Genomic DNA, 23663 nt, shown 5'->3' with positions numbered 1-23663 from the left:
CTGGCTGGAGCTTTTGTTGCACCAAATCCTGGTCAGGCTCATCCTCCGATTTCAGCTCGTCCCAAGCTGAAATCAGACTTCTTCACGGGCGACTCGTTATTGCGCGGTCGCGGCTGCAAATATTCTTCAAGTATGCCTTGGGCATCACGAACGGCCTGAAGAGCTAGCTGCTCATCCGTCATTCTAGTGGCCTCCCGCAGTGGTGAATGCAACCCAACACAATTGAGCAAAATACAGTTCCATTTTTCTTAATCCGCGTTTGGATGCGCCTTGCCGGCGCCCCGGTTAGCGCGTATCGACACCGCGTTCCCAAAATCGAGTTGGGGTACAGCACAGTCTGGAATAACAAAATCAATGGCTTACGGGCTTTTCTGGTTTCTTTGCTGCCCTGGAAAACCGATTTGGGAACTTGGATGAAATCCCTCCTTTCACTCTGCCTCTGGCTTGCGGCCTGCTGTTACCCGGCGCTTGCGCAAGCGGAATCTCCCGCGACCATGATCTCCGGCTATCGCACCCAGCACGGGGAGGGACGAGTGGTGCTGGATGCGACGCTCACGCGAATTGCGCACGAGCAGGCCGTAGCGATGGCGGCAAAGGACCGACTCGATCACGACGTCCTCGGCCCATTCAACTCGCGCATCAGCCCAGCGGGTGCGGGCCGGGCGGCAGAGAACATCGCGTACGGCTATGACAGCTTCCCAAAGACGCTCGACCAGTGGATCAATTCATCAGGACACCGACGAAATCTCCTGCTGCACAACGCCTCGCGTGTCGGCGTCGCCAGCGTCAAGAGTTCGACCGGGCGCACCTATTGGGCAATGGTGATTGCCGGCGACTATGAACGTCCCAAGGCAACGAAGACCGCAACAAAGACCGCAACGAAGAGCTCAAAGCAGGCAACCGTCGCCAAGCGGAAATCTCACGCTGAGGAGACCTGTCGTCTGAAAATTCTGAGTATCTGCCTCTGATCTCGGTCTACCCGCATATCAACCTCCACCAGGCGAACACGCCCACGAGAGGCGGCGGAGATGTCTGGGAAATTGCCGCGGCTTTTGCGTAGTTGTCGGCGATTTCGAGCATGCCGCTGCGCGGCTCATCGGCAAGGCACAGTGCAGCCTGTTCCCGCGCTATTCCCTCCAGTCGACGAAGCTCTCTTGCCTCATTCCGGGCGGTCCAACTCTGAGGCAAAAGAAGCATTTCCAGATGGTAGATGGGTAGGTCAACCGTACTGTCATAAATCTATCATGAAGCTTCCTCGGGTTCCCAATCTCTTTTTCGTGTTGGATATCGTCCCTTGGGGCACGGGACGATCGGGGCAACCGCGGAGCGGCCGGAAGCAAGCGTGATTTTCATGGCGCCCGTGGCGCCGCCGATGAGGACCGGGCTGCGGTCGTATCGACGGCGCCTCCAGCGCTTACTTGCCCTGGATCAGGAGGCCCAGCGGTGCGAGCGGGCCGACTTGCTGGAAGTCGTACTGCGCGAAGCCCTCAGTGACGAGCGGTAGAGCCTCCACCTTGGACTTGGCCTGTTCGATCGACTCGACATTCATCAGAAAGACCACCCCGGGCTTGTCCTGGCGGAACCAGAACTGCTCTATCGCGCCGTCGAGATAGAGCTTGAGGGTGTCGGGCACTTCCTTTGGCATGATCTGCTGCCGCTGTTCCGGCGAGACCGGCTTAACGATCGATCCAATCGCGAGCACCTTCATGAGTAAACTCCTCGTTTGAGCTGTGATGTCTGACGAGGCCGTATCTAGCGACCGAACCCGAAAGGCGGTATCGTCGTAAATGCCAACTTTGAGGTCATTTACGCCATGCGTATCGCCGTGCTCGCGCTTGAGGGATTGTTCGACACGGGGCTGACCGTGCTTCTCGACGCCTTCGGGCTTGCGAACAAATTCTCAGCCGGACAAACGGGCGGGGCGCCTCGTTTCGAGGTGTCGGTCGTCGGCGTGCGGAAGAAGGTCCGGACCGGCCACGGACTGGCAGTGCCCGTGCAGGTCATAACACCAGACTTGAAGCTGGACTGGGTGATCGTGCCGGCACTGAACACCGGGACGCCGGAGCAACTGGTCCCAGCACTCGAGCGGCCGGATGTAAGGAAGGCCAAGGCGCAACTGCTGAGATGGCACGCCGAAGGCGTGCAGATCGCCGCGTCCTGCATCGGGACGTTCCTGCTGGCAGACACCGGACTGCTCGATCATCGGGAGGCGACGACGACGTGGTGGCTCGCCCCGCTGTTTCGACAACGCTACCCGAAGGTCCTGCTCGACGAGTCCCGCATGCTGGTGCCGTCAGACGCCGGTGTTACGGCAGGCGCCGCGATGGGGCATCTCGATCTCGCCCTCTGGCTGATCCGCAAGGCCAGCCCGGAATTGGCAACCGTCGTCTCCCGCTATCTGCTCGCTGACATCCGCTCCTCGCAAGCGCCCTACATCATCCCCAATCATTTGGCGCAGGCGGATCCTCTCATTCTGCGTTTCGAAAAATGGGCGCGAGACCATCTCAAGACAGGGTTCTCGCTGCAGGACGCGGCCAGTGCGCTGGCGACGAGTGCGCGGACATTGCAACGTCGCTGTGAAGCGGTGCTCGGCAAGTCGCCGCTTTCCTACTTCCAGGACCTCCGGGTCGAGCGCGCGCAATCTCTTCTCCATGGCAGCGGTCTCGACCTCGACGCCATCGCGGCCGAGGTCGGTTACGTCGATGGAGCGACGTTACGGACGCTCTTGCGCGAGCGCCTGGGGCGAGGCGTACGCGAGCTTCGAGCCGACCTGCGCTGACGGGCGCCAGATGAATTTATTATGACGGCTGAGGAAAGAAAACTTGAAGAGCTGCGCGGTCTGGAGCCCGAGCAAATCTACCGGCGCTGTCGTAAGATGGCTGAGCTTCGCAGCGAGGATTTTGTTTAGACGAGAATATCCGCTGACGCCCGATGAGGCTTTTCATGGCCTCGAATTTCGAGAGTTACATCACAACCGATCTTGTGATGCGGGCGCGCAAGGAAGAGATCGATCCCCATGGTCCGCTCATCGTTGGTGTCGACCCCGCAGGCAAAGGCGCAGACTCCACGGCGATCGCGTGGCGTCGCGGTCACCGCATCGTCAAGGCCGAGCGTCGCCGCGGCCTTGATACGATGGAGGTTGCGGGTCGGGTTGCTCAGATTGTCCGCAAGGACAAGCCGGCCAAGATCACTATCGACGTTGGCGGCCCTGGCATTGGCGCTTATGACCGGCTGATGGAGCAGGGGGCTCAGTTTCAGCAGGCACGACGCAGGAGTTTGCTTGGGGCCGCGGCAGCTGTCTCACGATGGTGACCGATAGTGGCTAGGCGCTCCAAGCCAGATAACCGGCACGCGATCCTCGATGCCTCGCTAGGCGCCGCACCGTCCGGTCCAGGCCGCGGTTGTGAGGTAGGTTACATGCACGTCGGGCGCTGATGCGCTAATCTTAGCCGGCCAGCAAGGACGGAGTGCGCCCGGTTTCGGCGAGGTATCCTAAGATCGCCAGGCGAGGCGGTTCCTCCACGGTCGCGTCAGCATTGGACTCCATCTCCGGCAAGCTGAGCAGGCCGCGCAGCAGCCGTCTGGAAGCACGAGGGCACCAGAAGGGATTGCAAGGCGCAGAGGGCCGCAAAGCAGTCCAGGGAGCGAGAACATGGTCGATCCCGTCGCATACACCGAGAGTATTTTGAAGCAATATGGCCCGGGCGGGACAGCCTATAAAAATGAGCGCACCGATACAACGACCGAGAATATCCGAAGCCGGCAGGAACGGGCCGCGCCGGACGAACCAGCTTTGGAGGGTGTCGGCACAGTTCTGGAGGACGCCATTGCCCCTCCGCCCGACCCGTTGGGTCCGGCGCGTGATCGCGGCGCGCGGCTCGACGATCTTCTCGCCTTCACTTGGCCCGAAACACAGGAGCCTTATCTCTCGACCAACCTCGAGCAGCTGCTCCGGATCGCTGCAACCCAGGTCGGCGAGGAGAAGATTCTGCGGCCACGACACGTTTTCGATGCTCTGCTGCATGAGGAGACCGGACGACGCCAGCAGGGCAGGAGGCCAACCCTGCCTAAGATGCGCGACCTCCTGCGCACAGTCGCCGGCGCGGGCGACACCCCGCTCGGTCACTTCGAGTTTCCCTCCGAACAGCTGATTGCGGCGACCGCAACCGGGGTCGCCATCGGCCCAGAGTTGGTGGCCATTCTCTTACGCACGTCGTTGCTGCGTAGAAAGACGAATGCATCGTATCGCGACGCCGGAGTGCGCCACTTCCTTTCCGCGCTCCTGCTTGAGGAGATTGGCCGCGTTGCCTTCGATGCCGCCGGGCTGGCGCGGCCGAGCTTCGCCGACTTGCGCGACGCCTTGACCAGGATGATCGAGAACGACGTACCGTACTATGCCGAGCTCAGCGACGATCCGCAGTCGTGGCTCCCGATCGTTGCCGAGATGCGCGAGGTGTCCCTGCCGCGCCGCCACGCTGGCGAGACCCATGCCTTCACTAACGACCGCACCGATGTCGACTTGCTCGGCACCAGGCGCGATGCCGCCGCGCTGGCCGACCTGCTGTTGCTCGACGACCTCGCGCCGCCTGTCGCAGTCGGCGTTTTTGGTGCGTGGGGCTCGGGTAAGAGCACGCTCATGCGCCTGATCCGGCGGGAGATCGAAGGCCGTACCGCAGCGATGGAGAGAGAGTCCGCTGCGTCCAAGGTGGTGCAGATCAACTTCGATGCCTGGAGCTATGCCGATGCCGAGAACCTTTGGGCCTCCCTCACGGCCGAACTGTTCGAGCAACTCGCCGACAACATTGAAGGCCGCGAGTCGGACGGAAAGCTCAGGACTGGGCTGATCACCGAAATTGCCAAGCGGCTGCGCAAGGACGCGGAAGCTTCGCCGCAGGCAGCGGCCGCCATCGAGTCGCAGCGCTCAGCGGTGCAAGATGCCGAGGCCAAGCTCACCCGCCTCGAACACGAGCCGGTGGCGGCGACGGTGGCGGGCGAGTTGGCCCGGGAGCTCATTGCCAAAGCGACGCCGAAGCCGCTCAGCGAAGATGACAAGAAGAAGCCGGACAAGGTACGCGAGGCCAAGGAAGCCGAAGAGAACAAGAAGCGGCTCGACGAGCTGCTGCAAGCGGTCGGGATGCCGAAGGGCGAGCGCGATCCGGAAAAGCTAGCGCCGATTTTATCGGGCCTGTTCGACCTGCCAAGCCAAGCCACGCTCTTGTTCGTTCTCCTGCGCCGCAGCATCGGGCGCGGGACCGCTTGGGGCATCCTCGTGGTCGCGGCCCTGCTCGCCATCGGCGCCGCGGGAGCGTGGCGGTCTCTCGGCTGGCTCGATATTTGGGCCTATGTCGTCAGCCTCCTTCCGTCGCTCGCCGTGCTCGGACCGCTGATCGGTGGAGCGGTAGCCGTGTTGCGCAGTGCAGCACCGATCTTGCAGCTCGCCGCCGAGTTCCTCGCCCGCAAGGAGAAGCGTGCAGCCGAGCTAAACAGCAAGCGGCGAGAGGCGGCCGAGACCGTTAAGACGCAGCGAGAGAAGCTCGACGCCATGATCGCTGAGCAGAAGAAAGCAACGGAGTTCGCTGCGACCTACAGCGCCGCCGCGGAAGGTCGGTCGCGCGAAGGTCTGCTGCGCTACTTCATCAGCTTTTCGCCCGAGCTTGCCGAGGTGCGCAAGAAGCTCGGCCTGCTCGCCACAGTTCGGCGGTGCTTCGAGACCCTTCAACAGATCATGAACGAAAAGCGCGCAGCGACGCCGGCCTCGGGCGAGCCGGCCGCAGGTACGGCGATGAAGCTCGCCCACGTCGCCGACGTACGGCGCATTATCGTTTATATCGACGACCTCGACCGCTGCTCTGAGCAACACGTTGTGCAAGTGCTCCAAGCTATCTACCTTCTCCTCGCCTTCGAGCTCTTCGTGGTCGTCGTCGCGGTCGATGCCCGGTGGTTGCATCGCGCCGTAGGCCAGGTCTATCGCGGCCAGCTTTCCGAACCTGACCAGCCCATCCAAAGCGCCGGCGCCACTGTCGCGGATTACCTGGAAAAGATCTTCCAGTTGCCCATCTGGATGCGTCCGATTGGTAATCCGGCTGAGGTCTGGCGATTTATCGACGGCATAGACAAGCCCGAGGAGTTCCCCGGCCCGGCGCAGCAAGGCGCCGCGAAGGAACGGGACCGGCAAAGTGGCGGCTCGATTGCGGCAATTGACATCAAGTCCGACCCTGCGCTTCTTCGGAGCGCGGCGCAGCGTCGCGCCACGCTATCGGAGCCGGAGCGACGGGTGCTGGCCTCCATGGTGCAGCTCGCCGGCAAGTCACCGCGCGGATTGAAGCGTCTGGTCAATACCTATCGCCTTATCCGGGTGATGCGCGGTCCGGTCGGTATCGCCGATCTCGAGCAGGGCAGCGCGGGTAAGTCCCCGCTCTATCCTTACCTGCTGTTCGCCCTTGCCTGCGAGGTGGGGCTCAAAACCGAAACCGCGGGGCTGGTCGCCGAGATGGCTCGCCGCAGCGCGCCGCACGGCCAATTCCACCCGCTCGTTGTCTGCCTTTTCCCTGACGGACAACGTGATGACACACAAGCACGATTGCACGGGCATCTTGTCGCCAGCGGGGCCCGGGTCGCGGTTCTCGCCGCGCTGCGAGCGGTCTACATAGCTGCCGCGGGCCGCAATTCGTTCGAGACCACTTTGGACTATGAGGCCGCGTTACCGGGGGAAGATGCGGCCTTCGCGGATCGCGACGCCGCGAGCGAGCGCTTCGCCGAAGCTTTCGCTGAAGCGGCCCGGTTCACCTTCCGTCCTCGCATCCGCTGATCTGCTATGGGCGGCATCGGGCCAACGCCGTTGCGATATGGTGCCGGCGTTGGCGGCTCGCGCCGGCTACTGGCCGGATGATCCAACGCTTGACAAGTGACCCTCGCAGCGCAGTGTTTGCGCCCGACGGCAATCATTCGAAATCATGCCGCCTCTTGCGGGCTCGAGTCCGGCGCCTCGCGGACATGAATGCTCTCACGGCGTAGCCAACCACAGCGCCGACAAAAAAGACGACGACCAACAAAGCCGGTGCAGGCAACTCCACGGGATGGATCCCTGCTGAGTGGCGACAACTGACTAACGGCCGATACGCGCCGAAATTCCGCGCACGCGAGAATTGTACCAAACCAGTGAGATTCTGTCTGTCGTGTGGATGACTTAGTCGTCGTGCCAGTCAATCACGCTCGGGCATCGGTGACCGTGTCGGCCTGACTGAGAGGTCGGCAACCGATGCGCTTGATGCAGTTGCTGACGATAAATCTTCGCCTGCGTGCCATCCGCTGCTGGCTCCGTCTGATGCTTGCGGCGAGGCGGATGCTGCTCCAGTCGTCCCAGAAAGATACGCCGCCGGGCTTGAAATGTGCTGTCCCGGCGGCGCCCTGTTTCAGGCTGGGGCGCTGAAATCCCCATGACGATGCCATCGCAAGCAGCGTGCCGAGTCGAAGCACCAGGCTGGCACCCCGTGCGGCGGTCCTCACTCACATGACGTCGACGGGAGCAAATCGCCGATCAACCAGCGATTCAAACGCTGCTTAGTAGCGTGAGGCCGCGTCAGCTTGCAGCCTTGTTCTCGGTCGGATCTGGCAACGCGCGGCGGATGATCCCGCGCAGTATGCCCGCTGCGATGCCGGCTAGCACAAATCGCAATAACGAAAAAAATTCAATGATTTCAATATGTTTGGCGGAAGGGGTGGGATTCGAACCCACGGTACCCTTGCAGGCACGCCGGTTTTCAAGACCGGTGCCTTAAACCACTCGGCCACCCTTCCTAACCTTGAAATTGTTTAGCTTTTCGTCGCGGCAGAGAGAACAAATCTAGATCGCTGCTACCGCTTTGCTACCCAACGTCGTCGGCCGCTTGTTTATGGCTGCACGCATGACGCCGTCAACCGCTTCGGCGGCTTCTCCCTGCATGTTTGGCAATAGGTGGCTGTAGATGTCCATTGTGATGGCTGTCGAGGAGTGGCCGAGGCGTTCCTGGATGACCTTTGGATGGATCTTGGCCGCCAACATATGGCTGGCATACATGTGGTGCACTGTGCGGGGGCCGATAAACCGCCTTTGCCAACCCGACGGCAGCGTTCGATCGACGTGCCGTAGGCCTCGCTAATCTCGATGGGCTGGTGCTTGGAAAGAAGTTTGGCGCCGATTGGGGGGCGATGTTCCTGCAGAGAAGGTCGCTATAGCGCTCGTGAGTTCTCTTTGAGACGTTAGCCAGCGGTCAAAAAATTGCGGCAGCGTAAGCTTCGAAGGATCAACATGGCTTCCGCCACTGATCTCCGAGATCAACCGCGCGCATTCGACTCGGGCTTGTCGCTTGGTGCCCTTGAATGAATGGGACTTCTAACGATCCTGATTCATTCAACGCCAAAGATGCCAACTCGACGTGGCGACGGCGCCCTCGTTGGAAATACGTTGCAGCTACATCTTGCTCGCGCATCCTGCTCGGTTCGGCGGCGACTGGTTGGACGCTTCGGACAAGATTGACCTTGTCGCCCTGCACGAGAGCGTGAGCGGGAGAAATCATCATGTTGTTGCCTGTCGGCAGAAGATGGCTTGCGTCAGTTCTCGCGTTGGGATTTGGTAGTGCTGCGAACGCAGACAACCCGGCCATTGATCTGTCGTGTGGAAGGGCAGTGCGATTGTTGATCTCACGGTGAAACGGAAAGCATAAAAATGAAAAAATGCCGGGTTACGCTGTTTGTGGTTGGTCTTGCGATACTGGTGCCCTTGGGAGAAACTTACGCGCAAAGCAGCGCGGGGCGGGGCGCCGTATCTGGCGCAATTATTGGCGGTGCCGTTGGAGGCCGACGGGGCGCGGCTATCGGAGCCACGGCCGGGGCGATTGCTGGAGCCAACCGGCACCGGCATTGGCATAACTACTATTGGCGCCATGGAGAGTGCTGGTACCGCTCGCGCAGTGGCAGATCTCACCGCGTATCTCATCGGTACTGTCGTTGAGCCATAAATGGTGGCGGGTGCCGCACCATTATATTTTCTCTAGCGACGAACAAGCTTTAGACGACCGACGCCTGTTGGCTCGCGAGCAAGCGCAGAGCCCGGGTAACTGTACTCAGGTGAACCATAGCCGCCTCGGCTTACTTGGAGATGATGATGTCGAATGTTTATCTTTCAGTGGGTGTCTGTGTTCTTGGACTTAGCTTGGCCTCGCCGGCATTCGCACAAACACAGCCTGTTCGTGTGGGTGGGCTCACATGCGATACCGGTCCCAGAGTCGGATTGCTTGTCGGTTCGAGGCAGCGAATGAGCTGCGTCTTCCGCTCAAATACGGGACGAGTCTATAACTACTCCGGCCGGATAACCCGTTTGGGGCTGGACCTTGGCGTCACTGGTGGCGGGAGGCTGTTCTGGGGCGTGTTCGCGCCGACATCGCATATCGGTCCAGGCGTACTGCGCGGGAATTATGTGGGCGCAAGCGGAAATGCAGCAGTGGGAATTGGTCTCGGCGCCAATGTGCTGGTGGGAGGATCCAACCGCACGATCTCGCTGCAACCGTTGTCAGTCGAGGGCCAATTCGGCGTCAATTTGGCGTTAGGTGTAGCGGGCCTGACGCTTCGTTAGCAGTTCCCGAGAACAATGGAGCATGCAAAATGCATCACGTGCAGGGCGTCGTCCTGCACGTGAGCGACTTCGAAGGCAGCGTGCGCGGGTGCAACGCTGGAGTCGTGGCTTGAGCGCTCTGATACAGTTCGATCGTCAGCCCCATCGTGAAGCCCGTCGATCAGCGATCTTCAGGCCGCCATCAGGCGCTTGCTCGACGACCACAATGCTTCACCGCAAACCCTTCAGCCGGGTCGCCGACCTGAACAAGATCAGACGCGGGCACCAAGTGCTGGATTACTCGGGATAAGTCTCACCGCCATTCAGCGTCGCCTTGTGGAAAAGGATGAATGTCAGGGGGTCGCCGGGCTCGGACATCGCGTCGCTACGCTGGCCCGTTACCTCTCCGGCCACGCTGCTTGTATATTCCGCAACCACTTCGCCGAAACTGTTCCGCTGAATGGCCACCTTCTGTCCTGGTTCGACCTTGTCGTTGAGCTTGACCAGATGCTCGACGAGTCCTCCCTGGGTTGCAAGGATCGGGAGCGCACTGTTACCGATGAAGACACCCACGTCCTTGCTTGTGCGTCCCATTGGCCCGGCCAGGATGCCGAAATGTTTGAGGACGTTCATTGTGCCTTCCACGAACAGCGAGATCATCTCGATGTTCAGGACGCGTGCAGCTCCGATCTCCGGCGTGAAGGAGGGGATGCCCACGTCGACGAACGCATTGTGCAGGACACCGGGATATACATGATTGTCGAAGATCTGGCCGACGGGGTAGAGTTCCGCCATCGCCTTGATCTCGGGCACATCCATGCCGGCGATATTGAATGCGGTGACATCGAAGCCGGTGGTCCCGGTGTGGAAGTCGATCGCGGCATCGGCGTTCGGCCGCAGCAGGCGGTTGAACAGGAGGCCAGCGTGTCGGCTGGGTGCGGTGGGGCCGTTCTCGTTCCCGGGCCATTCCCGGTTCATATCGATCAGATCATTACCCCTGCCGAAGTTGGGCCATCTGCGCTGCAGGCCTTCCATAGCCGGGCGGGACACGTCCGCAACCGCCATCACCGTGCCGGACATCTCCGCCGGATCGAGTTGGTTCATCACGGTCTGGACCGTATGCACGGAACTCATCTCGTCGCCATGCACGCCACTGACGAGCACGACGCGCTTGCCAGGCTTCGCTCCCTTGGCGACTGTCACCGACACATACCAGTGCTGTCCGGTGGGCATCTGCACGCCTTGAAAATACAAAAGGTGCTTCTTGCCAGGCTCCAGGTCTTTGACGTTGAGCGCGCTGACGACCTTTTTGCCCTGGATCGTATCGCCAGTGTAGACCGTTCCTGATGCCGGATCGGCAGAGACTGTCGCGGCAGCCTGGGCATTTGCAGCCCCAGCGGTAACGGCGAGGGCAGCCGATGCGCTGGCCGTTGCAATTGACGCGATCATGAAGTCGCGGCGATCGAGGCGCTCTTTTGGCCCGTTTGACATGACTGAGGTCCTTACCGTGTGAACCTCGCGAGCTTGCGATTTTGCCGGGTCGTTTGGCAATGCCCGTAGCGGGCGACCTCGAGGGTCTCTACGAGCAGGCGGATGTTCGGGAAGGAGCCATGGCATGAAGACGTTCACGCCTCCGGCAGAAGGCATGTTGGTCGAGTCTTTCGCTGCATGAGGAAAGAAACTGGCGAGGGCAGGCAACGCCGCCGCGACTTCGATCACAATCTCGTTGCAGAAAAGCGAACGTCGGCTTGTACGCATTCGGCGGACATTGACAGCGCAATGCCCGCAATCTTCAGGAGCCGTAAGCGGCCCGTGCTAGCCTAGCTCAGCGCGAAGGCCAGCAGGCTCGAGCAGAGCAGCACGAAGCTTGCTGCTGTGAGTGTCAGGAATCCGTCGGAGACCAAGTCGTGTTTGCGCATGATGCACCTGCTAAACTCCGATGCTCGTCCGAATCTATTAAAGCTTTACCAATAGGCCTTTCTCGAAAGAGGTGATGCGTCTTTCGTTTCGCGTTGGGCTTTTACGCCCGGGTGCGAAAACCCTCGTAGGCATGGGCCAGAAAGATCCCCGCGCTCACCAGGCCCATCACCGCCGTTACCGTCTCGATCATTGCAGAACTTCCTTTGCGTCCCCTGCGCACGGGGGAGAGAACGACTGCGGCCTTGCACAGTCAAAAGAATCCTGCGGGCAAGGCTGCGATCCGGCGTGAAGTGATGATTTGCTGCAACAGATTGTGTGAAAGCGGGACAGCTTTCGCCCGTGGAATGCCGGGAGGGCGCAACTGAGAATTTACCATGGTACGGCTCTCCCCATTTCCGCCGTGTTCCGGTTGCGATATCCTCACGTTTTGATGCGGAGGTGGGCCGCATCGTGGGGATTCAGTGACGCGAAGGGGCCTCGCAAGTGGGCACGCGTCCGGTAGCGTGGTAGTTGGGGTCAATGGGGAAGCGGCAATATCCGATTCGGGCGATGGCGCGGGGCGCGGCTGCGGTCGCAACCTGCCTTGTGCTTGCCAACTGCGCCTCCTCGAACAAGTTCGCGAGCCGCGTCGATCCGAAATACGGCGTTTCCGCAAGCCCGCGCGTGGTCGCCTTCGGCGAACCAGTGCCGAAAGGTGGCGGCACCTACCGTGTCGGCAAGCCCTACATGGTGGGCGGGCGCATGTATGTGCCCGAGGAAGATGTCAACTACCGCGCGGAGGGGCTCGCCTCCTGGTATGGCGATGATTTCCACGGCCGGCTGACCGCCAATGGCGAAGTGTTCGACATGGCCTCGCTGACGGCGGCGCATCCGACGCTACCGATGCCGTGCTATGCGCGGGTGACGAATTTGCGGAACGGCAAGTCGCTGGTCGTGCGCGTCAATGACCGCGGGCCCTATCACGCCAATCGCCTCATCGACGTCTCCAACAAGGCCGCCGAACTGCTTGAATTCAAAGGCAATGGTGTTGCCCGCGTTCGCGTCGAATATGTCGGACGGGCGCCTCTGGAAGGCTCCGATGACCGCCAGTTGATGGCAACGCTGCGGACCGGCGCGCCGGCGCCGTCGCCGTCCGCGGTCCGGATCGCCTCGGCGAGGCCGTTCGTGCCTGACATGTCCTCCTCGACCGGCCACATTCGCGGCGAAGTTCCGCTGCCGGAGGGGCGGCCCTATTCGCTGGGCAATACGTCGGCCGACTACGCCTCGTCCAATGCGACCTCGGAGATGTCCGCCTCCAGCCGTGGACGCGGGCGGGGCACCGGGAATCTGCGGCAGGTGTCGTATGACGCCAATGGCCGCTATGAAAACGATGCCAGCTCGGCCTATGTGCCGATTGATCCGCGCGGCCCGGCGGAAGTGCTGAGCGGTCGCGGGCTCTACTGAATCAACGACTTCAGGCGCTTATCTTAAGAAACCTGATCAGCGCCGGCTGCAGCTTTCGAGCCCTTCAGGCGTACGCGTTTCCGCCGTCTTTGCCGGATTTGCTGCGAGAGACCGGCGGGGTTCCGCGATAGGATCATTTTCACTGTGGGAGAGGCGCGCCGGCTCTGGCCTTGCGGCCAAAACCTCAGTTGTTTGCGATACTTCCAGCTGGTAGAACGCCCTCGTTTCAGGACATCGCCGATGATCGCTGCTTCTCGATCCGCTTTCCTGGCGCGCAGACCTTGGTATTCGCCTTGGCGCGCGCTGACGGCGGCTGCGATCGCGCTTGCGATCGGCTTCGGCACGGCGGTCTATGCCGCCAACAACAGCGTGCAGGGCGCCAAGAAGGAAGAGGGCGGCTTTGACGGCGACGCGCCGACCGCGATCCTGATCGAGGCGTCCTCGGGCAGCGTGCTGTTCGAGAAGAACGCCGACGAGCTGCGCGCGCCCTCGAGCATGATGAAGCTGATGACGGCGGAAGTCGTCTTCAACGCCCTCAAGAAGGGCGACATCAAGCTGACCGACGAATACCGGATCAGCGAGTACGCCTGGCGACGGGGCGGGGCGCCCTCCGGCAGTTCGACGATGTTCGCCGCGATCAACAGCAAGGTCTCGGTCGACGACCTCCTGCACGGGGCGATCATCCAGAGCGGCAACGACTCCTGCATCGCGCTCGCCGAAGGCATCGCCGGCAACGAGCGCGAGTTCGCATCGAACGTCATGACCAAGCGCGCCTGGGAGCTGGGCCTGACCAAATCGACCTTCGCCAATTCCAACGGCCTGCCCGACCCCGGGAACAAGATGACGGTTCGCGAATTGGCGAAGCTCGCGCGCTACATCATCCTGACCTATCCCGACATGTACAAGCTGTTCGGCGAGAAGGAATTCACCTGGAACAAGATCCGCCAGCTGAACCGCAATCCGCTGCTGAACTCGCTGAGCGGCGCCGATGGCCTGAAGACCGGCTACACCAAGGAAGGCGGCTACGGCATGGTCGGCTCGGCCGTGCAGAACGACACGCGGCTGATCGTGGTGGTCAACGGCCTGGAGGACGCCGAGGACCGCGCGAGCGAAGCCAAGAAGATGCTGGAATGGGGCTTCCGCAGCTTCGAGACCCGCATATTGATTGCCGCCAACCAGACCATCGGTTACGCCCGGGTGTTCGGCGGCGAAAGCCGCTCGGTGAAGCTGACGAGCCCCGAACCGATCAAGGTGATGGTATCGAAGAACGGCAACGAGCGGCTGCTGGCGCGCGTGGTCTATAACGGCCCGGTCCGTGCGCCGATCCAGGCCGGTCAACAGATCGGCTTCGTCAGGGTCTGGCGGAGCGGCAATCTTGCCGTGGAAACGCCGGTCTACGCGGCGGAAGCGATCGGCACCGGATCGACCGTGCGCCGGGCGCTCGACGGCGCCCAGGAGCTGGTCATCGGCATGTTCCGCGCGGGCGTCGAGAAGCTCTGACATGGCAAAGGCTCGGGTCAAGCGACGACCGTCGCGCGGACACTTCATCACGTTCGAAGGCGGCGAGGGGTCCGGAAAATCCACCCAGATCCGCCGGCTCGCCGAACGCCTGAACGGAGCCAAGCTGCGCACCATCGTCACCCGCGAGCCCGGCGGCTCGCCGGGCGCCGAAATCATCCGGCATCTGTTGCTGTCGGGCATGGGCAAGCTGCTCGGGCCCGATGCCGAGACGCTGCTGTTCGCGGCCGCGCGCGATGATCATGTCCGCACCGTGATCCTGCCGGCGTTGAACCAGGGCACCTGGGTGCTCTGCGATCGCTTCTTCGATTCGACGCGGGTCTATCAGGGCCGGCTTGGGCAGGTGCCGCCCGGCCTCGTCAGCGCCATGCAGCGCGTTACCATCGGCGACCTCAAGCCGGATCTCACCTTCATCCTCGACGTGCCCGTCGAAGTCGGCCTGAAGCGGGCTGCGGCACGCCGCGGCAGCGCAGCCCCCGATCGCTTCGAGGCCGAGAACGTCCAGTTCCATCAGGATTTGCGCGAGGCCTACAAGCAGCTCGCGGCCGAAGACCCGCAGCGTTGCGTCCTGATCAATGCCGATGCCGACGCCGATGCGGTCTCCGAACGCATCTGGAATGTGCTGCGCGAGCGTCTCCTCGCGACAGTTCCGGCCGCGAGCCACGCATGAGCCCGCGCAAGGCCGAGCAGGAGATCGCGGTCCGGCATCCGCGCGAGACGTCCGACTTCTTCGGGCATCGCGAGGCGGAGGGAGCATTGCTCGCCGCCTACCGCTCCGGCCGCATCCCGCACGCCTGGCTGATCGGCGGCGCGGCCGGCATCGGCAAGGCCACGCTGGCCTATCGCATGGCGCGCTTCGTGCTGGCGCACCGCGATCCGCTCGCGCCTTCCGTGCAGCAGGCGGAGACCCTGGCGGTCGATCCGCAGGATCCGGTGGCACGGCAGGTTGCGGCCGGCGCCCATGGCGGGCTGTTGGTGCTGGAGCGCGGGCTCAATGACCGTGGCGTGCTGCGGACGGTGATCACGGTCGACGAGACCCGCGAAACCATCTCGTTCTTCGGCTCGACCGCGGCGGTCGAGGGCTGGCGCGTGTGCATCGTGGACACCGTCGACGAGCTCAATCCGAATGCGGCCAACGCGCTCTTGAAGATTCTCGAGGAGCCGCCGCAGCAATCGCTGTTCCTCTTGGTCAGCCACGCCCCGTCGCGGGTGCTGCCGACGATCCTCTCCCGCTGTCGCAAATTGCTGCTCAGGCCGCTCGATACCAATGATGTGATCCGCGCCGCTTCCGCGGCCGCCGAAATGTCGCCCGACGATCCGGCGCTGCTCGAGACCGCCGGCGCGGCGGAGGGCAGCGTGGCGCGGGCGCTGAACCTGCTTGGCGGCGACGCGCTGAAGCTGCAGCAGAAGACCGCGGCGCTGCTCGCGACATTGCCGCAGGTGGATCCACGCGAACTGCATGCGCTCGGGGATGCGCTCGGCCTCAGCGATCGCGTCGCGCTCGCGGCTTTCATCGAGGGCGTCGAGCGATGGATCAGCGAAAAGCTGCGCACCGGCGATGCCAACGCCAACCTGCCGCGCCTTGCACGGCTGGCAGAGGTATGGGAAAAGATCGTCCTCGCCGCGCGCGATACCGAATCGTACAATCTGGAACGCAAGCCGCTGGTGTTCTCGGTGTTTTCGATGCTCGCGGAAGCCGTGCGGTAATCCGCCGTTTCACCAATCCCGATAATCTTCGCTAGAACGTATCTAAGGAATTCGTTGTGGCCCGGAAAGCTTCCAAGAAGAAAAAGACGAAGAAGGCGTCGCGCGGCGCCGCCAAGGCCGCGGTGAAAACGCGCGCGAAAAAGAAGACCCCTGCGAGGAAGGCGAAAAAGACGGTCAAGAAGGCTGTGAAGAAAGCGGCCAAAAAGAAAGCTGCAAAGAAGAAAACGGCTGTCAAGAAAGCCACGGGCAAGAAGGCGACTGCCAAGAAAGCGGGTACCAAGAAAGCAGCTGCCAAGAAAGCGACTGCCAAGAAACCGACTGCCAAGACCAAGAAGACCGCGAAAAAATCGGTAAAGAAAGCCCCGAAGCAGGCTGCGCCGGAAAAGCCGATTGCTGCTCCGGAGCAGGTCAGCACGCCTGCGCCCGCGCCGGTAGTGAAGCCGGCGGTGAAGAAGGCGCCGAAACCAAAGCCGAAGCCGGCCCAAGCCGCTCCCTTTGCCACGTCCGCGCCTGCACCGACCGCTCGCGGCAACCTGTTCTACATCACGACCGCGATCGCTTATCCGAACGGGCAGCCGCATATCGGCCACGCCTATGAGGCGATCGCGACCGATGCGCTGGCGCGCTTCCAGCGGCTCGACGGCAAGGACGTGTTCTTCCTGACCGGCACCGACGAGCACGGCCAGAAGATGATCCAGACCGCGCAGGCCGAGGGACTGACGCCGTCCGAGCTCGCCACCCGCAACGCCGCCCGCTTCAAGGAGATGGACGAGCGGCTGAACGTCTCGTTCGACCGCTTCATCCGCACCTCCGAACCGGCGCATCACCGCTCGGTGCAGTCGATCTGGAATCGCATGCAGCAGAATGGCGATATCTATATCGACGTCTATGCCGGCTGGTATTCGGTACGCGACGAGGCCTACTACGCCGAGGACGAGACCGTTGTCGGCGAGGACAATGTCCGCCGCGGCCCGCAGGGCACGCCGGTCGAGTGGGTCGAGGAGAAGAGCTACTTCTTCAAGCTATCGGCGTACCAGGACAAACTGCTTCATCTCTACGAAAGCCAGCCCGATTTCATCGGGCCGGACTCGCGTCGCAATGAAGTGATGAGCTTCGTCAGGAGCGGACTGAAGGATCTCTCGATCTCGCGCACCACCTTCGACTGGGGCGTCAAGGTGCCCAACGACGCCGAGCATGTGATGTATGTCTGGGTCGATGCGCTCACCAACTACATCACCGGCGTCGGCTTTCCCGATGAGGATGATCCGAACTGGCGTTACTGGCCGGCGGATGTGCACATCATCGGCAAGGACATCATCCGCTTCCACGCGGTGTACTGGCCCGCTTTCCTGATGTCGGCCGGCATCCCCGTGCAAAAGCGCGTCTATGCCCACGGCTTCCTGTTCAGCAGGGGCGAGAAGATGTCGAAGTCGGTCGGCAACGTCGTCGATCCCTTCGACTTCGCCGACCAGTACGGGGTGGACCAGCTGCGCTACTTCTTCCTGCGCGAGGTGCCGTTCGGACAGGACGGCAACTACAGCCACGAGGCCATCGTCGCGCGCATCAATGCCGACCTCGCCAACGATCTCGGCAATCTGGCGCAGCGCTCGCTGTCGATGATCGCCAAGCAGCTCGGCGGCGTGCTGCCGGAGCCCGGCGAGTTCTCCGAGAATGACAAGGCGATCCTGGCGCAGGCAGACGCGATGCTGGAGGCGTCGCGAAGTGCGATGGCGACCCAGCAGATCCATCAATGGCTGAACGCGGTGTGGGCCGTGGTGGCCGAAGCCAACCGCTATTTCGCGGGCGAGGCGCCGTGGGCGCTGGCCAAGACCGATCCCATCAGGCAGAAGACGGTGCTGTATGTGACCGCGGAAGTCGTGCGCCAGATCGCGATCCTGACGCAGCCGGTGATGCCGGAAGCCTCGGCCAAGCTGCTCGATAGTCTGGGCATCCCGACGGATGATCAGTCGTCGCGCCAATTCGCCGCCTTTGGCGAGCGGCTTAGACCGGGCGTCCAATTGCCGCCGCCGGTCGGCGTGTTTCCGCGCTACGTCGAACCAAAGGCCGATTGAGCGGTTGGAAGGACATGCTGGTCGACAGCCATTGCCATCTGGATTTTCCGGATTTTGCCGAGGATCTCGACGCCATCGTCGCGCGCGCCGAGAGCGCGGGCGTGGGGCGCATGGTCACGATCTCGACCCGGGTCCGGCGGCTCGATGCGCTGCTCAAGATCGCCGAGCGTTTTCCGAACGTCTATTGCTCGGTCGGCACCCATCCGCATGAGGCCGACCAGGAAGACGGCATTCCGCCCTCCGAACTGATCGAGCTGACCAGGCATCCGAAGGTCGTGGCGCTCGGCGAAGCAGGGCTCGATTACTTCTATCAGCACGGTTCGCGCGAGGCGCAGGAGCGCGGCTTTCGCGCGCATATCGCGGCGGCGCGCTCGACCGGCCTGCCGCTCGTGATCCATACCCGCGAGGCGGACGAGGATTGCGGCCGCATCCTGGAAGACGAGGTGGCGAAGGGGCCTTTCAAGGCCGTGCTGCATTGCTATACCGGCGGGCGCGAGCTTGCGATGAAAGCTATATCGCTTGGCCTGTCGATCTCGTTCACGGGCATCCTGACCTTCAAGAAATCGGAGGCGTTGCGGGCGCTCGCGGCCGAGCTGCCTGATGATCGCATCATGGTCGAGACCGACTCGCCATATCTCGCGCCCGGCAAGTTCCGCGGCAAGCGCAACGAGCCGTCCTACGTGGTCGAGGTCGCAAAGGTCCTCGCCGAAACGCGCGGCGTTTCGCTGGAAGAAATCTCGCGGCAGACCACTGAAAACTTCTTCCGGCTGTTCTCCAAAGTGCCGGCTCCGAAAGAGGCGGCATGACGATCACATTGACGATTTTGGGCTGCGGCTCCTCCGCCGGCGTGCCGCGCCCGGCGATCGGCTGGGGCGCCTGTGATCCGAACAATCCGAAGAACCGCCGCCGTCGCTGTTCGCTGCTGGTCGAGCGCAACGGCGCGCACGGCACCACGCGGATCGTGGTCGACACCTCGCCCGACCTGCGCGAGCAACTGATCGACGCCAATGTCGATCACATCGATGCGGTGTTCCTGACGCATGAGCACGCCGACCAGACCCATGGCATCGACGACCTGCGCTCGGTCGTGATGCATCAGCGCCGACGCATTCCGGTCTACTTCAATCAGTCGACCGCCAAGGACATCATGGCGCGGTTCTCCTATTGCTTCATCTCGCCCGAGGGCAGCGACTATCCGCCGATCCTGACGCGTCATGGGATCGAGGCGGGCGAGAGTCATACGACCGAAGGGAAGGGCGGTCCGGTCAAGCTTTCCGCCTTCCTGGTTCAGCACGGCAGGATTCCCGCGCTCGGCTTTCGCGTCGGCAATGCCGCCTACACGCCCGATCTGCACGACATTCCCAAGGAAAGCTGGCCGGCGCTGCAGAATCTCGGTCTCTGGATCGTCGACGGATTGCGCTATGTGACGCATTCCAGCCATTTCAGCGTGGCCGATGCGCTGTCATGGATCAGCCGCTTCAAGCCGAAGCGTGCCGTCATCACCAACATGCACGCGGACCTCGACTATGAGGTGCTGCGCAAGAGCCTGCCCGCCGGCGTGGTGCCGGCCCATGACGGCATGCGGCTGGTATTGGACAAGGCAGGGTGAGGCCGTAGGATAGGCAAAGGCGCGCTTGCGCCGTACCCACCATCAAACACTCCGCTCGCGATGGTGGGCACGCTTCGCTTTGCCCCCTACGAATCGGCGCAAAACCTCCACCGTCATTGCGGGCGAAGCGAAGCAATCAATGTCTCCGCTTGCGCCCGCGGTTGGATGGATTGCTTCGCTTCGCTCGCAATGACGGTGGCTGCGGCTACGCCGTAATAGCCTTTGCTGATCCGACCTGGTCGCGCAGCATGAATTTCTGGATCTTGCCGGTCGAGGTCTTCGGGATCGGGCCGAACACGACTGCTTTCGGCGTCTTGAAGCCGGACATCTGATCGCGGCAGAAGGCGATGATCTCTGCCTCCGTCGCGGTCGCGCCTTCCTTCAGCTCGATGAAGGCGCAGGGCACTTCGCCCCATTTCGTGTCGGGCTTTGCCACCACTGCCGCAAACAGCACCGCGGGATGCTTGTAGAGGATATCCTCGACCTCGACGGAGGAGACGTTCTCGCCGCCGGAGATGATGATGTCCTTGGAGCGATCCTTGATGATGACGTAGCCATGCTCGTCGAGCACGCCGAGATCGCCAGTGTGGAACCAGCCGCCGGCGAAGGCCTGCTTGGTGGCGTTCTCGTTCTTCAGATAGCCCTTCATCACGATGTTGCCGCGGAACATCACCTCGCCGATGGTCTCGCCGTCGCGCGGCACGGGCTGCATCGTTGAGGGATCGAGCACAGTGACGGCCTCTTCGAGCGGGTAGGGCACGCCCTGCCGCCGCTTCATCTGCGCGCGCTGCGCAGCGGGCAATTCGTCCCAGCCGGGCTGCTCGGCGCAGACGGAGGCGGGGCCGTAGACCTCGGTCAGGCCATAGACATGGGTGAGTTTGATGCCGATCCGCTCGGCGCCTTCGAGCACGGCGACCGGCGGCGCGGCGCCCGCGATCAATCCAATCACGGGTCTTGCGCGCTCACCCTTCGGCGCGTCCGGCGCGTTGATGAGCACGTTGTAGACGATCGGCGCGCCGCACATATGGGTGACGCCGTGCTTTGCGATCAGCTCGAAGATCTTGGTGGGCTCGACCTTGCGGAGGCAGACGTTGACGCCGGCCGCGGCCGCCATGGTCCAGGGGAAGCACCAGCCGTTGCAGTGGAACATCGGCAGCGTCCAGAGGTAGACCGGGTGCTGACCGAGATTGCCGGCGAGGATGTTGCTGACAGCGTTGAGATAGGCGCCGCGGTGATGGGTCACGACGCCCTTGGGGTTGCCCGTGGTGCCCGACGTGTAGCTGAGCGCGATCGCTTCCCATTCGTCGTCGGGCCGACGCTCGACAAAATTAGGGTCGCCCAGAGCGAGCGCCGCTTCATATTCGATCTCGCCGATGCGATTGCCGGCGCCGAATGACGCGTCATCGACGTCGATGACGAAGGGCTTTGGCCCTTTCATCTGCGTCAACGCGTCGGCGATGACGCCGGCGAATTCGGGATCGACCAGGATGATCCTGGCGCCGCCATGATCGAGCTGGAATGCGATCGAAGGCGCGTCGAGGCGGATGTTCAACGTATTCAGTACCGCGCCGGTCATCGGCACCGCGAAATGCAGTTCGTTCATCGCCGGGATGTTCGGCAGCATCGCCGCAACGGTATCGCCGACCCCGATGCCGCGGCTGGCGAGATAGGACGCGAAGCGCCGGCAGCGGTCATAGGTCTCGGCCCACGTGAAGCTGCGGCCCTCATAGACCGTGCTGACATGGTCGGGATAGATCGCGGCCGAACGCGCCAGGAAGCTGAGCGGCGTCAGCGGCACGTAGTTGGCCGGCGTCTTGTCCAATCCGATATTGTACTGGTTCTGGGCTGCGCTCATGGCTCGATCCCATCAAAGATTAAAGTCTCACAGGAACCCGATGGAAATCCACGGGAAGACGGCGACGATGATCAGGCCGACCATCAGTGCCAGAAGATAGCCCCAGATCGGTCTGATGCCTTGCGCCGGATCGACGCGCCCGATGGCGCAGGCCGCATAATAGCCGACGCCGAAGGGCGGTGCGAACAATCCGATGCCCATCGCCAGGATAATGATCATGGCATAATGGACCTCATGGACGCCGACGGCGCGCGCGATCGGAAATAACAATGGCCCGAACAGCACGATCGCCGGTATCCCCTCGAGCACGCTGCCGAGGATCACGAATGCCAGGATCGACACCGCGATGAAACTCGCCGAGCCGCCGGGCAGGCCGGTCATGGCGGTAGCGAGCGCCCGGGAGAAGCCGGACTGGGTGAGCCCCCAGGCCATCCCGGTCGCCGTGCCGATGATCAGGAGGATCGCCCCCGACAGGCAAGCCGTCTCGACCAGCATTGGCATGAGCCGTCGCCACTCGAAATTGCGATAGATCAAGAGGCCGTAGATAAAGAAGCCGACGATGAAGGCATAGACGATGCCGATCGTGGAGACTTCCGTCGCGGTGGCAATGCCCTCGATCACGGCGTAGCGGATCACGAAAGGCAGCGCCAGCGCGGGCAGGGCGATGATGAGCGCCCGCCAGATCTCGGCGCCGCTCGCCCTTTTCACGTGACTCAGGTCCTCCTTGCGGTAGCGCCACCAGACCAGCGCGGACAGCGTGATCGCCAGCACCACGCCCGGCAGCAGGCCGCCGGTGAACAGCGCGGCAATCGAAACGCCGGTGACCGAGCCGATCGTGATCAGCACGAGGCTCGGCGGGATGGTTTCGGTCTGCGCGCCAGTGGCGGAGAGCAGGGCGACGAGGTCGCCGGGACGCGCGCCGCGCGCCTTCATCTCCGGAAACAGCACCGGCGCGACGGCCGCCATGTCGGCCGCCTTGGAGCCGGAAATGCCCGAGACCAGGTACATCGCGCCGACCAGCACGTAATGCAGGCCACCTCTGACATGGCCGAGCAGGCTCGCCAGGAAGGCGACCATCGCCCGCGCCATGCCGGTCATCTCGATCAGAAGCCCCAGGAAGACGAACAGCGGCACCGACAACAGGATCAGGTGGCTCATGCCCTCGTCCATGCGGCCGACCAGCACCATCAGCGGCGTGCTGGTCGTCAGCGCCAGATAGCCGTAGGTGGCGAGCCCGAAAGCGAACGCGATAGGCACGCCGGCAAAGACCGAGAAGCCGGTGACGCCGACGAAGAAGATGATGAGATTGAGATTGCCGAGCGGCCGCAAACTGCCCTTGAGCAGCCAGAACACCGCGATCACCACCGCCACCGATGCGATTGCGGCGAGCACCGTCCGCACATTGGCCGCGCGGGCAAGCCGCAGCAGCGCGAACAGCGCCATCAGGCCGATTCCGGTCGGCAGCGCCGCCGCCCGCCAGCTATTGAGGATCTGCAGCGCTGGCGTAGTGATGTAGCTTTCCTCGTAGGCGTATTCGTAGGCCGGCCAGGCGATCAGAAGCAGGAACGCCAGCGCCGCGGCGGTCGCGACGAGATCGAGATAGGCCCGCAGCGCCGGACGCGCATTGGCGACGATCGCGGTCATCCGCATGTGCTCGGCGCGGCGGAACGCGACCGCGGCGCCCAGCATCGCCAGCCACAGGAACAGGATCGATGCCAGTTCGTCCGACCAGATCAACGGGCTGTGCAGCCCATAGCGCGCGACCACGCCGGCGAACAGGATCACGATCTCGGCCACGACCAATAGCGCCGCCGGGATCTCGACCATCCTTCCGAGCGCGTGTTCGACCGACTCCATGAACGAGCGGCGGCGAGGGGAGTGATCCGCCTCGCCGGCCATGATCTCGCTCAGTTCGGCATGAGCCATAACGGCCCCCTGCACTAGAGATTA

Annotated in this window: 19 protein-coding genes and 1 tRNA gene; 13 read left to right on the top strand and 7 right to left on the bottom strand. The window is 62.7% G+C overall.

All coding sequences use genetic code 11. The features are described 5' to 3' along the window. Nucleotides 1-413: 413 nt before the first annotated feature. Nucleotides 414-968 carry a CAP domain-containing protein gene (locus K288_RS0103895; RefSeq protein ID WP_043159280.1) on the top strand — a complete coding sequence of 185 codons (555 nt, stop codon included), beginning with the start codon at nt 414-416 and terminating at the stop codon, nt 966-968. Nucleotides 969-1414: 446 nt separating this feature from the next. Here K288_RS0103895 and K288_RS0103890 read toward each other — a convergent pair whose 3' ends face one another. Beyond that, nucleotides 1415-1708, bottom strand: a complete 294-nt coding sequence (locus K288_RS0103890; RefSeq protein ID WP_027578390.1) for a hypothetical protein — start codon at nt 1706-1708, stop codon at nt 1415-1417. A gap of 105 nt (nt 1709-1813) precedes the next feature. On the opposite strand from K288_RS0103890, the gene K288_RS0103885 reads away from it, so the two are divergent. From K288_RS0103885 to K288_RS0103870, 3 genes are all read left to right on the top strand, one after another. Beyond that, nucleotides 1814-2779, top strand: a complete 966-nt coding sequence (locus K288_RS0103885) for a helix-turn-helix domain-containing protein (protein ID WP_027578389.1) — start codon at nt 1814-1816, stop codon at nt 2777-2779. Nucleotides 2780-2943: 164 nt separating this feature from the next. After that, nucleotides 2944-3312 carry a hypothetical protein gene (locus K288_RS0103875; protein ID WP_152535364.1) on the top strand — a complete coding sequence of 123 codons (369 nt, stop codon included), beginning with the start codon at nt 2944-2946 and terminating at the stop codon, nt 3310-3312. A 340-nt stretch (nt 3313-3652) separates the two neighbouring features. Further along, nucleotides 3653-6808, top strand: a complete 3156-nt coding sequence (locus tag K288_RS0103870; protein ID WP_084799461.1) for a P-loop NTPase fold protein — start codon at nt 3653-3655, stop codon at nt 6806-6808. A 771-nt stretch (nt 6809-7579) separates the two neighbouring features. On the opposite strand, the gene K288_RS53475 is transcribed toward K288_RS0103870, so the two are convergent. The 3 genes from K288_RS53475 to K288_RS54610 form a co-directional block, all read right to left on the bottom strand. Further along, on the bottom strand, nt 7580-7735 hold the full coding sequence (locus K288_RS53475; protein ID WP_160168918.1) for a hypothetical protein: 156 nt from the start codon (nt 7733-7735) through the stop codon (nt 7580-7582). After that, nucleotides 7708-7797 (bottom strand) — tRNA-Ser (locus K288_RS0103860). The genes K288_RS53475 and K288_RS0103860 overlap by 28 nt, the downstream gene beginning before the upstream one ends. A gap of 46 nt (nt 7798-7843) precedes the next feature. Beyond that, a complete protein-coding gene (locus K288_RS54610) occupies nt 7844-8065 on the bottom strand; it encodes a tyrosine-type recombinase/integrase (RefSeq protein ID WP_043159278.1) in 222 nt (73 codons plus the stop codon). Nucleotides 8066-8704: 639 nt separating this feature from the next. Between K288_RS54610 and K288_RS50345 the strand changes: the two genes are divergently transcribed. Then, complete coding sequence (locus K288_RS50345) at nt 8705-8989, top strand: YMGG-like glycine zipper-containing protein (RefSeq protein ID WP_084799460.1); 285 nt, start codon at nt 8705-8707, stop codon at nt 8987-8989. Nucleotides 8990-9136: 147 nt separating this feature from the next. Beyond that, nucleotides 9137-9610: a DUF992 domain-containing protein gene (locus tag K288_RS50340; RefSeq protein WP_343207735.1), complete on the top strand. Its 474-nt coding sequence runs from the start codon at nt 9137-9139 to the stop codon at nt 9608-9610. A 276-nt stretch (nt 9611-9886) separates the two neighbouring features. On the opposite strand, the gene K288_RS0103850 is transcribed toward K288_RS50340, so the two are convergent. Further along, nucleotides 9887-11080: a succinylglutamate desuccinylase/aspartoacylase family protein gene (locus K288_RS0103850; RefSeq protein ID WP_027578385.1), complete on the bottom strand. Its 1194-nt coding sequence runs from the start codon at nt 11078-11080 to the stop codon at nt 9887-9889. A 978-nt stretch (nt 11081-12058) separates the two neighbouring features. Here K288_RS0103850 and K288_RS0103835 point away from each other — a divergent pair. The 7 genes from K288_RS0103835 (at nt 12059) to K288_RS0103805 (ending at nt 19858) form a co-directional block, all read left to right on the top strand. Continuing rightward, entirely contained in the window at nt 12059-12952 is an 894-nt protein-coding gene (locus K288_RS0103835; protein ID WP_043159277.1) for a septal ring lytic transglycosylase RlpA family protein, read from the top strand. Between the two features lie 240 nt (nt 12953-13192). After that, complete coding sequence (locus tag K288_RS0103830; RefSeq protein ID WP_051334334.1) at nt 13193-14452, top strand: D-alanyl-D-alanine carboxypeptidase family protein; 1260 nt, start codon at nt 13193-13195, stop codon at nt 14450-14452. 1 nt (nt 14453) lies between these two features. Next, nucleotides 14454-15140, top strand: a complete 687-nt coding sequence (gene tmk, locus K288_RS0103825; protein WP_027578382.1) for a dTMP kinase — start codon at nt 14454-14456, stop codon at nt 15138-15140. Then, complete coding sequence (locus K288_RS0103820) at nt 15137-16177, top strand: DNA polymerase III subunit delta' (protein ID WP_027578381.1); 1041 nt, start codon at nt 15137-15139, stop codon at nt 16175-16177. The genes tmk and K288_RS0103820 overlap by 4 nt, the downstream gene beginning before the upstream one ends. Nucleotides 16178-16233: 56 nt before the next feature. Further along, a complete protein-coding gene (gene metG / locus K288_RS0103815; protein ID WP_084799458.1) occupies nt 16234-18249 on the top strand; it encodes a methionine--tRNA ligase in 2016 nt (671 codons plus the stop codon). 14 nt (nt 18250-18263) lie between these two features. Further along, a complete protein-coding gene (locus K288_RS0103810) occupies nt 18264-19055 on the top strand; it encodes a TatD family hydrolase (protein ID WP_027578379.1) in 792 nt (263 codons plus the stop codon). Beyond that, complete coding sequence (locus K288_RS0103805) at nt 19052-19858, top strand: MBL fold metallo-hydrolase (protein ID WP_027578378.1); 807 nt, start codon at nt 19052-19054, stop codon at nt 19856-19858. Before K288_RS0103810 ends, K288_RS0103805 begins: the two co-directional genes overlap by 4 nt. 205 nt (nt 19859-20063) lie before the next feature. On the opposite strand, the gene K288_RS0103800 is transcribed toward K288_RS0103805, so the two are convergent. Next, nucleotides 20064-21713 (bottom strand): acyl-CoA synthetase, encoded by a 1650-nt coding sequence (locus K288_RS0103800; RefSeq protein ID WP_027578377.1) that lies wholly within the window; start codon nt 21711-21713, stop codon nt 20064-20066. Nucleotides 21714-21740: 27 nt separating this feature from the next. Continuing rightward, complete coding sequence (locus K288_RS0103795; protein ID WP_027578376.1) at nt 21741-23639, bottom strand: TRAP transporter large permease subunit; 1899 nt, start codon at nt 23637-23639, stop codon at nt 21741-21743. Between the last annotated feature and the right edge of the window lie 24 nt (nt 23640-23663).

Origin of the sequence: Bradyrhizobium sp. Ai1a-2, from assembly GCF_000426245.1 — a bacterium.
GTDB lineage: Bacteria > Pseudomonadota > Alphaproteobacteria > Rhizobiales > Xanthobacteraceae > Bradyrhizobium.
The sequence above is the reverse complement of the archived record's forward strand: the minus strand, read 5'-3'. Positions and strand labels throughout refer to the sequence as shown.